The organism is Thalassospira sp. MCCC 1A02491 (assembly GCF_001613785.1).
Lineage (GTDB): Bacteria > Pseudomonadota > Alphaproteobacteria > Rhodospirillales > Thalassospiraceae > Thalassospira > Thalassospira povalilytica.
Genome location: NZ_LPVX01000003.1, coordinates 14,606 through 27,442, shown reverse-complemented (window position 1 = coordinate 27,442; position 12,837 = coordinate 14,606). Strand labels below are relative to the sequence as shown.

The 12,837-nt window shown below is 55.8% G+C and carries 11 protein-coding genes; 7 read left to right on the top strand and 4 right to left on the bottom strand.

Annotation, left to right across the window (positions count from 1 at the left end; genetic code table 11):
• Positions 1-2: 2 nt before the first annotated feature.
• From gltX to AUQ42_RS01580, 4 genes are all read left to right on the top strand, one after another.
• Positions 3-1,355, top strand: a complete 1,353-nt coding sequence (gltX, locus tag AUQ42_RS01595) for a glutamate--tRNA ligase (RefSeq protein ID WP_068517210.1) — start codon at positions 3-5, stop codon at positions 1,353-1,355.
• Between the two features lie 67 nt (positions 1,356-1,422).
• Complete coding sequence (gene cysS / locus AUQ42_RS01590; RefSeq protein ID WP_068517299.1) at positions 1,423-2,799, top strand: cysteine--tRNA ligase; 1,377 nt, start codon at positions 1,423-1,425, stop codon at positions 2,797-2,799.
• Between the two features lie 178 nt (positions 2,800-2,977).
• Positions 2,978-3,919 carry an aldo/keto reductase gene (locus tag AUQ42_RS01585; RefSeq protein ID WP_068517209.1) on the top strand — a complete coding sequence of 314 codons (942 nt, stop codon included), beginning with the start codon at positions 2,978-2,980 and terminating at the stop codon, positions 3,917-3,919.
• 24 nt (positions 3,920-3,943) lie between these two features.
• On the top strand, positions 3,944-4,669 hold the full coding sequence (locus tag AUQ42_RS01580; RefSeq protein ID WP_068517208.1) for a DUF6064 family protein: 726 nt from the start codon (positions 3,944-3,946) through the stop codon (positions 4,667-4,669).
• Here AUQ42_RS01580 and AUQ42_RS01575 read toward each other — a convergent pair.
• The 3 genes from AUQ42_RS01575 to AUQ42_RS01565 all read right to left on the bottom strand — a co-directional run bounded on the left by AUQ42_RS01575 (position 4,659) and on the right by AUQ42_RS01565 (position 6,626).
• Positions 4,659-5,330 (bottom strand): LysE family translocator, encoded by a 672-nt coding sequence (locus AUQ42_RS01575; protein ID WP_068517207.1) that lies wholly within the window; start codon positions 5,328-5,330, stop codon positions 4,659-4,661. The two genes, AUQ42_RS01580 and AUQ42_RS01575, sit on opposite strands and share 11 nt — an antisense overlap.
• Positions 5,331-5,460: 130 nt before the next feature.
• Positions 5,461-6,156, bottom strand: a complete 696-nt coding sequence (locus tag AUQ42_RS01570) for a DsbA family oxidoreductase (RefSeq protein WP_068517206.1) — start codon at positions 6,154-6,156, stop codon at positions 5,461-5,463.
• 209 nt (positions 6,157-6,365) lie between these two features.
• Positions 6,366-6,626 carry a hypothetical protein gene (locus AUQ42_RS01565; protein WP_068517205.1) on the bottom strand — a complete coding sequence of 87 codons (261 nt, stop codon included), beginning with the start codon at positions 6,624-6,626 and terminating at the stop codon, positions 6,366-6,368.
• A 307-nt stretch (positions 6,627-6,933) separates the two neighbouring features.
• Here AUQ42_RS01565 and cimA point away from each other — a divergent pair, with 307 nt between their 5' ends.
• The 3 genes from cimA to rpsD all read left to right on the top strand — a co-directional run bounded on the left by cimA (position 6,934) and on the right by rpsD (position 10,505).
• The gene (cimA, locus tag AUQ42_RS01560) at positions 6,934-8,547 is read left to right on the top strand and encodes a citramalate synthase (protein ID WP_068517204.1); all 1,614 of its coding nucleotides are present in this window, start codon (positions 6,934-6,936) and stop codon (positions 8,545-8,547) included.
• 263 nt (positions 8,548-8,810) lie between these two features.
• Positions 8,811-9,593, top strand: a complete 783-nt coding sequence (locus AUQ42_RS01555; RefSeq protein ID WP_068517203.1) for an RNA methyltransferase — start codon at positions 8,811-8,813, stop codon at positions 9,591-9,593.
• Positions 9,594-9,887: 294 nt separating this feature from the next.
• A complete protein-coding gene (gene rpsD / locus AUQ42_RS01550) occupies positions 9,888-10,505 on the top strand; it encodes a 30S ribosomal protein S4 (protein ID WP_068517202.1) in 618 nt (205 codons plus the stop codon).
• A 196-nt stretch (positions 10,506-10,701) separates the two neighbouring features.
• Here the strand turns inward: rpsD and AUQ42_RS01545 are convergent, their stop codons facing one another.
• On the bottom strand, positions 10,702-12,825 hold the full coding sequence (locus AUQ42_RS01545) for a mechanosensitive ion channel family protein (protein WP_231856649.1): 2,124 nt from the start codon (positions 12,823-12,825) through the stop codon (positions 10,702-10,704).
• Positions 12,826-12,837 lie beyond the last annotated feature (12 nt).

Sequence of the window (12,837 nt, the reverse complement as noted above, 5' to 3'; positions counted from 1 at the left end):
ATATGACAAAACCTGTCCTTCGATTTGCCCCCAGCCCGACCGGGCTTCTCCATGTTGGTAATGCCCGCGTTGCCATGATGAACTGGCTTTATGCCCGTAAATCGGGTGGCCAATTCATTCTGCGCTTTGACGATACCGATCCGGAGCGTTCCAAGGATGAATATGTTGATGCCATCCGTGAAGATCTGGAATGGCTTGGTATTGACTGGGACCGCGAAGAACGCCAGTCGCTTCGTCAGGACAAATATGATGCGGCAATTGCCGACCTGAAAAAGCGTGAATTGCTTTATCCGTGCTATGAAACCGAAGGTGAACTGAACTGGAAACGCAAGGCCGCCCGCCAGCGTCACCAGCCTTTCATCTATGACCGCAAGGCGCTGACCCTGTCGCCTGACGAGATCAAGGCACTCGAAGCCGAAGGCCGCAAGCCGCATTGGCGTTTCCTTCTGACCGACGGCATGGTCGAATGGGATGATCTGACGCGCGGGCTTTGCTCGTTTGACACCGAACATGTGTCGGATCCGGTCTTGATCCGCGAAGACGGATCGCTGCTTTATATGCTGGGCTCGGTGGTGGATGACCTTGAAATGGGGGTTACCCACATCATTCGCGGCGAAGATCATGTGACCAACACCGTGTCGCAGATCTTGCTGTATCTTGCCCTTGGCGGTAAGCCGGGTGCGCTTGAATTTGCCCATATGCCGCTTTTGGCGGGACCGGGTGGTTCGCAGCTTTCCAAACGTCTGGGCAGTCTGTCGCTGCGTGAATTGCGCAATGACGGGTTCGAGGTCGAAGCCCTTGTCGGTCTTCTGACCGGCCTTGGGGCGTCCGATAAAATCGAACCGGCCAGCCTGACCCAGGTTCTTGATAAATTCGATCTGGATCATTACGGCCGTTCGACGCCGAAATTCGATCCGGCCGAACTGGCCAGCCTGAACGAAAAAGTCATTCATGACATGTCGTTTGAAACCGCGCAGCCGAAACTGGTTGCTGCGGGCATGAATGATGCCAATGAGATGTTCTGGAATGCGGTGCGCGGCAATTGCTGGCGCGTGGCCGAGGCCCTGGAATGGTGGGACGTTATTCATCAGACCGTGATCCCGGAAATCGATGCCGAGGATACCGAGTTCGTCAAACAGGCGGCCGATATGCTGCCCGAAGGTGAGCTTGACGCAACCAGCTGGAAAACCTGGACCGGTGCGCTCAAGGAGGCGACGGGCCGCAAGGGCAAACAGCTTTTCATGCCGCTTCGCAAGGCGCTGACAGCACGCGAACATGGCCCGGAAATGTCGGCGATGCTGGTTCTGATCGGTTCTGAAAAGGCGCGTGCGCGGTTGTGTGGGAAGGCGGTCTGAGCATCTGCTTTGATCGCCGGAAATGCCCGCATTCAATCGCCAATACAGCCAAACGGACAATTTTGACATGACCAAGACCCTTCGTATCTATGACACGCTGACCCGCGAAAAGCAGGTGTTCGAGCCAATCGATCCCGATCACGTGCGCCTTTATGTCTGCGGCCCGACCGTTTACGACTATGCCCATGTCGGCAATGCGCGCCCGGTGGTGGTGTTTGATACGCTGGTGCGCGTTCTGCGCCATATCTATCCCAAGGTAACCTATGTCCGGAACGTCACCGACGTTGACGACAAGATCAATGCCCGTGCCAAGGAAAGCGGCGAGCCGATTTCCGAAATCACCAAACGCACGCATCAGGCTTATCTTGATGATATGGGCGCGCTTAATGCCGCCAAGCCCGATATCGAACCGCGTGCGACCGAACATATCGCCGAAATGATCGCCATGTGCGAAAGCCTGATCGAGCAGGGCTTTGCCTATGCCGCCGAAGGCCACGTTCTGTTTTCTGTCAGCAAGTTTGACGACTATGGCAAATTGTCACGTCGCGATCGCAAGGAAATGATTGCCGGTGCCCGCGTTGAAGTCGCCCCCTATAAACAGGACCCGGCGGACTTTGTTCTGTGGAAACCGTCCGAAGATGACATTCCGGGCTGGGACAGCCCGTGGGGCCGTGGTCGTCCGGGCTGGCATATTGAATGCTCGGCCATGTCGACCCGTTATCTGGGCGAGAATTTCGACATTCATGGCGGCGGTTCGGATCTGGTGTTTCCGCACCATGAAAACGAACTGGCGCAAAGCTGCTGCGCGAACAAGGGTTCGAGCTATGCCAAATACTGGATGCATAACGGCCATCTGATGGTCGAAGGTGAAAAGATGTCCAAGTCGCTTGGCAACTTTGTCACCGTGCATGAACTTTTGGAAAACTGGCCGGGCGAAGCCATCCGTCTGGCGATGATGGGCACCCATTATCATCAGCCGATCAACTGGACGGAAGAAAACCTGCGTCAGGCCAAAGAGGCACTTGATCGTTTCTATACCGCCCTTCGTCAAAGTGCGGACGTGACACCGGAAAATGTGCCGGTGCCGCGTGCGGTTCTTGATGCGCTGTGTGATGATCTTAATACGCCGCTTGCGATTGCCGAGTTCCATAACCTTGTGACCCGTTTCAACAAGGCGGAAACCAAGTATGAACGCGCCGAGGCCAAGGGCGAAATCCTGGCCGCGGCCAAGTTGCTTGGTATTCTGGAAGGCGATCCGGAAGCCTGGTTTACCGGTTCTGCTGATGCCGCCGAGGCCGCCGAGATCGAAGGCCTGATTGCCCAGCGTGCAGACGCCAAGAAGAACAAGGATTTCGCAACTGCTGACAAGATCCGTGATGATCTTCTGGCGCGCGGTATCATCCTTGAAGACTTCAAGGAAGGTACAAGCTGGAAGCGCGTATAAGGCATATCCGAGCTTTAAATCACCAAAGGCCGCAAGCAATGTGCTTGCGGCCTTTTTGTTTGGGCGGGCAACAGTCGGGCAATAAATACCAAAGGTTGCGCATGGGCAGATTTCTGCCCAATTCATGTTGGATCATCGTACGGAACGGATTGGACCCAACAGGAAGGCAACGTCTTTCATGTCTGAAATTGACCGTCGCAGATTTATGCAAGGGGCCGGTGCGCTTGGCCTGTCGGCCTCTTTGGGGGCCTTGATGCCCGGTGTGGCGCAAGGCGCCCTGCGCAAGGATGTTCCCGACATTATCCGCAAACAGGTGCCGTCCTCCGGCGAAGCAATTCCGGCGGTCGGACTTGGCAGCTGGATCACGTTCAATGTTGGCAATGACATGGCCCTGCGTGATCAGTGCGCGGATGTGGTATCGGCATTTTTCAATGCCGGCGGGCGGATGATCGACAGTTCGCCTATGTATGGATCGGCCCAGGAGGTTATCGGTTATTGTCTTGATAAACTGGGTGCCCATGACCGGGTGTTCTCAACCGACAAGGTCTGGACGTCCGGGGACGGGCTTGATCAGATTTCCGAAACACGCAAACGCTGGAACACCCGAAAATTTGACCTTTTGCAGGTCCATAATCTTTTGGGGATCAATGACAATCTGCCGCTTCTTTTCCGTCTGAAGAATGAAGGGCAGTTGCGCTATGTCGGGGTGACGACATCCCACGGGCGGCGGACCGAAGACCTGATTGCGGTGATGAAAAATGAACGGCTTGATTTCGTTCAGGTGACGTACAACCCGGTCGACCGCAAGGTCGAGGAATATTTGCTGCCGCTGGCCTATGACCGGGGCATTGCCGTCATCGTCAATCGCCCGTTTCGCGGTGGCAGTCTTCTTGATCAGCTGGAACGTGAACCTTTGCCGGAATTCGCCGCCGAGCTTGAAGTGGAAAGCTGGGCACAGCTGATTTTGAAATATCTGATTGCCCATCCGTCCGTGACCTGTCCGATCCCGGCCACGACCAACCCGGCCCATGCGGCGGAAAACATGCGCGCAGCAACCGGACGTCTGCCCGATGACAAGATGCGCGAACAGATCGCAGCGGTTGTCGGCGTTCTGATCTAGGAAACAGGATATGGGAAAGCTGGCATGACCGAATGGTGGGATTACGGACTGGCGGATTTTCTGCTGTTTTCGCCGCGTGTTTATTACCGGCTGTTTGAAACCATGAACAGCGTGTGGTGGATGGCGGTACTTGCGGCCCTTGTTGCCGGTCTGGTCGCGGCTGGCATGGCGATGCGCCATGGCCATCGCGGCAACCGGGTGATCCTTGTTTTGCTGTCGCTGATCTGGGCTTGGGCCAGCTATGGCTTTGTCTGGCAATATTATCAGCCGATCAACTGGGCGGTGGCCTATATCCTGCCGGGCTTTGTGATCGAGGTCCTGTTGCTTTTGGTTTTTGCCGCCCGTCCCTTGCCGTTGCGGTTTGGCTGGCGCGGGGATCTGACATCTTATGTCGGGGCTGCGATCATGGTCGTGGCAATCGTGATCTATCCGTTTGTCGGGCTGCTTGAAGGGCGTGATCTGATACAGGCAGAACTGTTTGGCAGTGCAGCCGATCCGACCGCACTGGGCACATTGGGGTTTGTTCTGATGGCGCGCGGCACGTGGCGCTGGTTACTTCTGCCGGTGCCGCTGATCTGGTGTGCCTTTGCCGCGGCAACACTTTGGGTGATGGATCAGCAGATTGCCTATGTCATGCTGATTGCTGTTTGGCTGACGATCTTTTCGGGTTGGCTTGATCTTAAAAACGGAGTGACGACCCGGCGGCTGACCAAGGCCGAACTGGCCGATCCCCCGCCAATCAGCGATTGACCAGCAGCCGCAATCCAACCACGGCGAAAAATACGCCAAGCACCCCGTTGATCCAGTTGGCTGCCCGGCGATAGATCGATATGGCCGGGGCCGTCGAAAAGGCGGTGGCATAAAGCAAATGGATGCTGGTCGAAATCATGCCGCATCCGATCACGATGGCTGCGCCAACCCATAAGGGTGCGCCCTGGTGAAAGCCGATCGAAATGATCGCAATCCAGGTCAGGATGGCTTTGGGGTTGGTCAGATGAAGCGCAAGCCCGCGGAAATAATATCCGCGTCCGGAAATCTGGCGTGGTGACGTGCCATCGGTCGCGTTGGCTGTCCCTTGTGGATCGGCGGGTGCGGCCTTGCGAAAGGCGGTGCGAAACGCCCGATAGGACATCCACAGCAAATACAGGCCGCCAAAAATGCGAATGGCGGTCATGGCATCGGCATAGGCGGCAAGAACCGCCGACAACCCGGTCAGGGTCAAAAGTCCGATGGAAAACGACCCGGTTCCAATTCCCAGCGCAAAACGCTGTCCGGCGAAGCGTCCCTGTTCAAGCGATACCCCCATCAGGCCCAAAAGAGCAGGGCCGGGGCTGATCAATCCGACCAGAAGGGCGGCATAGGATAGCAATATTCCGGGCAAATACAGCCCGATCTCGGCAAGTGACGGCATGGGGCAGGTTCCTTTGCTGGTGGCAAAAGAACCTTAAGCCAAGACTGTTATACTGTCGATCGAAACGAAAAGCCCCGACGCAGATGGGCGGGGCTTTGGTTCGTCGATCACTTATACAGAAAAAGGTCCGTCAGGCTTCGCTTTCGGCTTCTGCGAGGATTTCATCCCCCTGACGGGCGATTTCGGAAAGTGCCTGTTCAAAGACTTCGGGCGGGTGACCACCGGAAATGGCGAATTTGCCATTGACGACATAGGTCGGGACCGAGCTGATGCCTGCTTCGCCAAACTCGTCTTCTTCGGCGCGGACTTCCTTGGCGAATTCGTCGCTGGCAAGGATTTCTGCGGCACGGTCCGGCGAAAGCCCGACTTCCTCGACCGCGCGTTTGAGAACACCGTGATCAGCCATATTGTCGCCACCCTGGAAATAGGCGGCAAACAGGTTGAGTTTAAGAGCGGTCTGTTGTCCGTACTCGCCTTCCTTGCCCGCCCAATAGAGCAGGCGGTGGGCGTCAAAGGTGTTATAGATGCGGCTGTCCGAGCTGAAATGGATCGGGAAGCCGACATTTTCACCCATCATGGTGATGCGGGCACGGTTATCCGCACTCTGATCGGCGGTCAGGCCGTATTTTTCCTTGATATGCTCGGCGAGGTCCTGGCCTTCTGGCGGCATGTCGCGGTTCAGTTCGAACGGATGCCAGCGCAGTTTGACGTCGATCTCGCCATCAAGACGGCTGATGGCATCTTCAAGGTTTTTATACCCGATAATGCACCAGGGGCAGACAACGTCAGAAACGATGTCGATCTGCATGGGAATGGCGTTCGTCATTGGTAAGCCTTGCGTTTATTCGTGTGATCCTGCCCATCACATAATGCAACCGCCTTCAAACGCAAGAACTGATCGCAATCGATTGCCAGAAAACGGGCCGGCACAGCATGCCAAATGCCCCGGATCACGCGGGCGCAAACATCACCGGATTGGCGCCCAAAAAATCCGCCTGACAGACGCAGGATAAACAGGGTGAAGTAGGAAAAAAGTCAGTCCAGATCGTCCGTCGGGCTGCGCCGGGCGTGATCGACCATATATTCGGCAAAGGTTTCAAGGATCGGGCAGGACCAGTTCGCGCGGATGCGTTCGCCATCGCGTTCCCATTCCCCGTACCAACGTTCGTCGATATCGCGGAAAATGGTGTAATGGGCGAACCTGTCAGAAGCTGTCCAGCAATTCTTACCCGTACGTTCCCAGGTAAGTCCGGCAAGCATCATTAAATCAACGCTGGTGGTGGCTTCATGTGCCATCGTCGATGTCCCTAGACCGCAACCGGGCGACTTCAATTTATGGAGCAGTCCCCGGCCACTTTGCAATGTATAGTAGAGTTAAGCATTGATAGGTGGGGGTTACAATCATTCAAGGGGACAGGTCCGCTATCCTAAAGATGGGTTAGGGAGGGGATAGGGTGTGAAATTGCCCGAAAACCCCATTTTGCGTAATGCTGTTGCGCTGTGGGGTGTTTTGCGGCAATTTGCCAGACCCGTTTGCGGATCAGGGCTGCCGTAACGTAAAGCCCGGATCCCGAAGAGAGATGATCGATCAGTTGGAATGAATATGTCAGACAAGCGCGTCTATCTTTATGACAGTACCTTGCGCGATGGGCAGCAGACCCAGGGCGTGGATTTTTCGGCCGCGGACAAAACCGCGATTGCCAAGGCACTGGACGAATTGTCGATTGACTATATCGAAGGCGGCTGGCCCGGGGCAAACCCGACCGATGACGCATTTTTTGCCAATCCGCCCAAGCTTAAAAATTCCAAACTGACCGCCTTTGGCATGACCCGTCGTGCCGGTCGTTCGGCATCCAATGATCCGGGGCTTGCCAGCCTGGCGCAGAATGCACCGATTGTGTGCATGGTCGGCAAAAGCTGGGATTTTCAGGTGACCGAGGCACTCGGGATCGAGCTTGAAGAAAATCTGGCGATGATTTCGGATTCCATTGCCCATCTGAAATCAAAGGTTTCCGAAGTCATGTTCGATGCCGAGCATTTCTTTGACGGCTATAAGGCCAACCGTGATTACGCGATTTCGGCGATCAAATCGGCCTATGATGCCGGTGCGCGCTGGGTGGTGCTGTGTGACACCAATGGCGGCACCTTGCCCGACGAGATTTTTGACATTGTCACCGATGTCTGCACGGTCATTCCGGGCGGCAATGTCGGCATTCATTGCCATAACGATACCGAGAATGCGGTTGCGAACTCCTTGGCCGCGGTCCGCGCCGGTGCGCGACAGGTGCAAGGGACGCTTAATGGCCTTGGCGAACGGTGCGGCAATGCCAACCTGATTTCGATCATCCCGACCCTGATGCTCAAGATGGGGTATGATGTTGGTGTTTCGCGCGAACAACTGACCCATCTTCGCCGGATTTCCCATATTCTGGACGAACGCCTGAACCGTGAACCGCTGTGTCAGGCGGCCTATGTCGGTGACAGTGCCTTTGCCCATAAGGGCGGTTTGCATGTCTCGGCGGTGGAAAAGAACCCGGCCTGCTATGAACATGTCGAACCGGAACTGGTCGGCAACCAGCGTCATATCCTGGTATCGGATCAGGCGGGCCGTTCAAACATTCTGGCCCGTTTCCGCGAGATCGGTGTTGAAGTCGATCCGAAATCCGAAGCAGTCGGCAAACTGGTTGAAACGGTCAAACAGCGTGAATTTGACGGCTATGCCTATGACGGGGCCGAGGCCAGCTTTGAATTGCTGGCGCGCAAGGCCATGGGCGAACTTGATCGCTATTTCCGCGTGACATCATTCCGCGTGATTGACGAACGGCGCTGGGTCGATGAGCAGGACGAGCAGGTCATTACCATGAGTGAGGCCACCGTCAAGGTCGTGGTCGGTGACGAACAATATATGTCGGTCGCCGAAGGGAACGGCCCGGTCAACGCCCTTGATGCCGCGCTTCGCAAGGTTCTGGTGACGGTGCCGGAATATCGCGAAGCGGTCGAGCAGATCGAACTGATCGACTATAAGGTCCGCATCATAACGCGTGGCGACGGTACGCGTGCGGTGACCCGTGTCATGATTGAAAGCCGCGATGCCGATGGCAATAACTGGGCGACAGTCGGCGTTTCGACCAACATTATCGAGGCGTCCTATAACGCGCTTCGGGATTCCATTACCTATAAGCTGTTCAAATCCGGTGTCCGCAGCCAGCATGGCTGAGCGGTTTGGGATGGCATGATGCATATGACGGCCGGGGTAAATGCCCCGGCCGTTTTGATTTGGCCGGGCTGGGAAGTTCAGCCTCCGCGTCGCAAGGGGCGTGATGCTTGCGGACTGGCGTCAGGCGACGGGTGCAGGGCGACTGGCTTTATAAGACCGGCTTAAGGAGACTGGCGCAAGCGGTTGGCTTTTGCTAAGTAAGCGCCAATATGGACGGGAATATCCGTCACCAACCCGCATATCACGACCGGAGATCTGACCCGATGAGCGACGCCGTAGGGAGTGCCAAACCCGAAACCGGTGGCATTGCCAACCCGCCCGTAATCATTCTGATTGAACCGCAGCTTGGCGATAATATCGGCAAGGCAGCGCGTGCGATGCTGAATTGTGGTCTGGTTGATCTGCGTCTGGTCCGTCCGCGTGATGGCTGGCCCAATGAACGGGCAACAGCCAATGCATCGGGTGCCGATATCGTGATTGATAACACCAGGGTGTTCGAGCGCGAAGAAGATGCGCTTGCCGATCTGAACCGTGTCTATGTGACAACCGCGCGCACGCGCGATGCGATCAAACCGGTCTTTACCCCCAAGGGGCTGGCACCGGAAATGCGCAATGTGATTTCGCGCGGTGAAAAGGTCGGTGTGATGTTCGGCCCGGAACGGACCGGCGTTCGTAACGAACATATCGCCATGGGCGATGCGGTGGTGACCGTGCCGCTTAATCCCGGTTTCACGTCGCTTAATCTGGCGCAGGCGGTGTTGCTGATCGGCTATGAATGGTGGCAGGCGGGTGTCGATGTGCCCGATTATCAGATGATGATGAATGACACCTTCCCGGCGACCAAGGATGATATGGAGCGCCTGTTTGTGCATCTGGAGGCCGAGCTTGATGCATCGGGATTCTTCCGGGTCGAGGAAAAGCGTCCGAACATGCAGCGCAATATCCGCAACATTTTCAACCGTGCCAACCTGACCCATCAGGAAGTGCAAACCCTGCGCGGGATGATTGTTGCCATGCGCGGTGGCAAATACAAATCCAAGGATTGATCAAGCCAAAGCCGATATCTTCCAGACGGTTAACCGCGATATGGCCCGGTTGGAGCGGACAGTGTGATCGACCCGATCTGCCAGATCGCCCAAGATCGCAGAAATGCAGGGCTTCCATGCAGGTCCGGTGCGGCGATTAATGTTTGACTCTTGATCAATCATCTCTATATTGCGCCTCACTTCCGAGAAAGTGGGTCGAAACAGGTGTTTTCGTCCCCGTTCCGCATGCCTGTTGTTCGGGCGGTTGGAAACTATCGGGACAATAAGTGATCTTTAAAAAAAGAGAGTTACAAAATGTCGAAACGTATTGCTGCAAAGCATAAGATTGACCGCCGCCTTGGCGTGAACCTTTGGGGTCGTGCAAAATCGCCGCTGAATAAGCGCGAATACGCACCGGGCATGCATGGCGCAACCCGTCGTAAGAAGCCGACCGACTATGGTACCCAGCTGTTTGCTAAACAGCAGCTCAAAGGCTACTACGGTTCGATCTCCGAAAAACAGTTCCTGCGTTACTTCAAAGAAGCATCGCGTCGTCCGGGCGATACCTCCGAGCATCTGGTTGGTATTCTCGAACAGCGTCTTGACGCAGTTATCTACCGCATGAAATTCGTTCCGACCGTGTTCGCCGCACGTCAGTTCGTTAACCACGGCCACATTCTTGTCAACGGCAAGAAAGTAACCATTCCGTCCTACCTTGTTAAAGAAGGTGACGTTGTCGAAGTGAAATCCGCTTCGCGTGAAATCCCGATGGTTCTCGAAGCTGCCAACCTTGCAGAGCGTGACATTCCGGAATATCTCGACGTTGATGCGAAAGCCTTCAAAGGCACCTTCGTTCGCGTTCCGAAATTCGCAGAAATTCCGTACCCGGTTCAGATGCAGCCGAACCTGGTCATCGAATTCTACTCGCGTTAATCCTTACGGATTTCGCGACGAAACGATACGAAGACGCCCGCTGGAAACAGCGGGCGTTTTTGTTTGTCCGGATCGTTGGTAAAATTGCCGCTGACCGACCATAAAACGCCCGATGCGGATCATGCATCGGGGGTTTTGGTATTTGGGGCCGCTTTTCGGGGCCGGCCGGTCTATTGTTTGTGGCTTTTCTTGTGGCCTATGGCTTGTTGAGCTGCTCGGACGCCTGTTGGGCGGCCGCGGCAACGGCTTCGTGTTTCTGTTCGGGGGTGGCATCGGCGGGGACGTCGACCTTGACGTTACGCGATGCCATCTGGATGCCGTTTTCCTTGAACATCGCAAGCACGCTTTGATAGACGGTCTTGCGGATGGTGAATTGTTCGCCGGGTTTGGCGGTGTATTTCAGTCCGATCACCATGTTGAATTCTTCCATCCGGCGCACGCCCTGGGATTTCAGCGGTTCAATGAAGCTGTCACCGATCAGCGGATCATTCAAAAGTTCCGCCGCCAGTTTTTTGACCAGTTTCTTGATCTTGTTGACGTCGGTATCAAACGGCACCCGGAATTCCAGTTTGACGATCACCCAGTCGCGGCTGTGATTGACGATGGATTTGATTTCGCCAAACGGGATGGTCTGAAGCGGGCCGCGATGATGGCGCAATTGCATGGACCGGATTGAAATGTTTTCAACGCGCCCGCGCAGGTTATCGACTTCGATATATTCGCCAAGCCGGAAGGCATCATCAAGCAGGAAGAAAACCCCGGCCACCACATCGCGCACCAGCGCCTGACTGCCAAAACCAAGGGCAAGGCCGACCACACCGGCACCGGCAATCAGCGGCCCGATATCAACGCCAAGCGATGACAAGGTTACCATCGCCACCATGATGACAATCACGGTCAGGGCAAAGTTTTTTAGCAACGGCAACAGGGTCTCAACCCGCGAAAGCCCCGATCCGCCGCCTTCATCCCCGCCATGGCCGGCGTTTGACGCGCTCATGCGTTCATCAAGGAATGCCTTGATCAATGACCAGATCAGATCGGCAATCAGCAGGATCATGATGATTTCGGTCGACGCATCAATGACGCGGGCAACGATGCCGGCATCCTCGGCCATGGCCAGCCGGTCAAGTCCCCAGATCCGCCACATGCTGGCCAGAACAAACACAAGCGCAAGCAACCTTACCCCGCGTTTGAGAACCTTGGTAAAGACCGGAAGTTTGGGGGCGACCGGTTCGAATTCGGCATCGTTTTCAAGGGCTGCGGCCTGTGCGATGGCGTTTTGGGCGTCTGCTTCCTGTTGGGCTGTTTTGACCTTGATGCGGTGCTGGCCTTCGATGATGTTGCGAAATACCACATCAAACACACAGGCAAGCCCGATCGCGATCAGCGCCTTGAGAATGCGTTCCGCACCAATGATCGCAGCCCCGCCCATCAGAATGATCCAGGCCGAAACAATCACCGGCCAAAGCCGCGCAATCGAGGTCGGAAGGGCAATCTTTTCGATCCCGTCGCCGGACTGATGGCGGGCAAAGAACCGGCCCAGCCACCAGGTGGCAACACAAAACGAAACCACCGAAATCACCACGGCATGGTCAAACAGGATGATATCGCCCTGAACCATGGTGGGGGCGGCACTGAAAACCCCGGCAATGCCAAATGAAAACAGCGAAATCCCCGCTGCCCAGGCCAGGCTTCCGGTCAGGGCGCTTGCGGTTTGCGGATCGACATTGATCATGCGCAGACCGTCGGCCTTGGGCGCGAACAGGAATTGCAGGACAATCATGATGATGCGCAGCAGGAAGAATGCTGTCAGCAACGACATGATCGCGGCCTTCATGATCGGTGGCCAATCAAATATCAGGAATGTGCCCACCGACCCGATGGCAAACACACCAAGTGACAGCAGCGATAAAACACAAAGGGCCGCCATCTGTTTGAGGCGGTCGGAAAACTTTTGCGGGGATTGACGTTCAAGATAGGCACATATCGATGCCGAAAAACGGCGATATATCACTTCGGCAACAATGCCCACACCAACAAATATCGCGGTAAACAGGGCAATCCACATCAACCCGGTCTTGCCGACATCCGATGATATCAGATCAAGGGTGGCGGCAACTTCATGCGGAAAGGCTTCCAGCCCGCGCAGGGTCGCGTCGATATGGGCCTGGGTGCGGTTAATGCCTTCGTCAAGGAAGGCATAATAGCTAAACGTTTCGGCAGCAACGGTGTCGGGTCCGCCATTGGTTGTAGCATCTGGGGCCGTGGTATCCGGGGCTTGGGCATCGTTCGGCCCGCTGATGGCGGCAATTGCAGCCATTTGTGCCTGTGC

Bases quoted from the DNA above. Each gene is read 5' to 3' on its own strand.
- gltX (WP_068517210.1), top strand. From the start codon at position 3: ATGACAAAACCTGTCCTTCGATTTGCCCCCAGCCCGACCGGGCTTCTC.
- cysS (WP_068517299.1), top strand. From the start codon at position 1,423: ATGACCAAGACCCTTCGTATCTATGACACGCTGACCCGCGAAAAGCAG.
- AUQ42_RS01585 (WP_068517209.1), top strand. From the start codon at position 2,978: ATGTCTGAAATTGACCGTCGCAGATTTATGCAAGGGGCCGGTGCGCTT.
- AUQ42_RS01580 (WP_068517208.1), top strand. From the start codon at position 3,944: ATGACCGAATGGTGGGATTACGGACTGGCGGATTTTCTGCTGTTTTCG.
- AUQ42_RS01575 (WP_068517207.1), bottom strand. From the start codon at position 5,330: ATGCCGTCACTTGCCGAGATCGGGCTGTATTTGCCCGGAATATTGCTA.
- AUQ42_RS01570 (WP_068517206.1), bottom strand. From the start codon at position 6,156: ATGACGAACGCCATTCCCATGCAGATCGACATCGTTTCTGACGTTGTC.
- AUQ42_RS01565 (WP_068517205.1), bottom strand. From the start codon at position 6,626: ATGGCACATGAAGCCACCACCAGCGTTGATTTAATGATGCTTGCCGGA.
- cimA (WP_068517204.1), top strand. From the start codon at position 6,934: ATGTCAGACAAGCGCGTCTATCTTTATGACAGTACCTTGCGCGATGGG.
- AUQ42_RS01555 (WP_068517203.1), top strand. From the start codon at position 8,811: ATGAGCGACGCCGTAGGGAGTGCCAAACCCGAAACCGGTGGCATTGCC.
- rpsD (WP_068517202.1), top strand. From the start codon at position 9,888: ATGTCGAAACGTATTGCTGCAAAGCATAAGATTGACCGCCGCCTTGGC.
- AUQ42_RS01545 (WP_231856649.1), bottom strand. From the start codon at position 12,825: ATGGCTGCAATTGCCGCCATCAGCGGGCCGAACGATGCCCAAGCCCCG.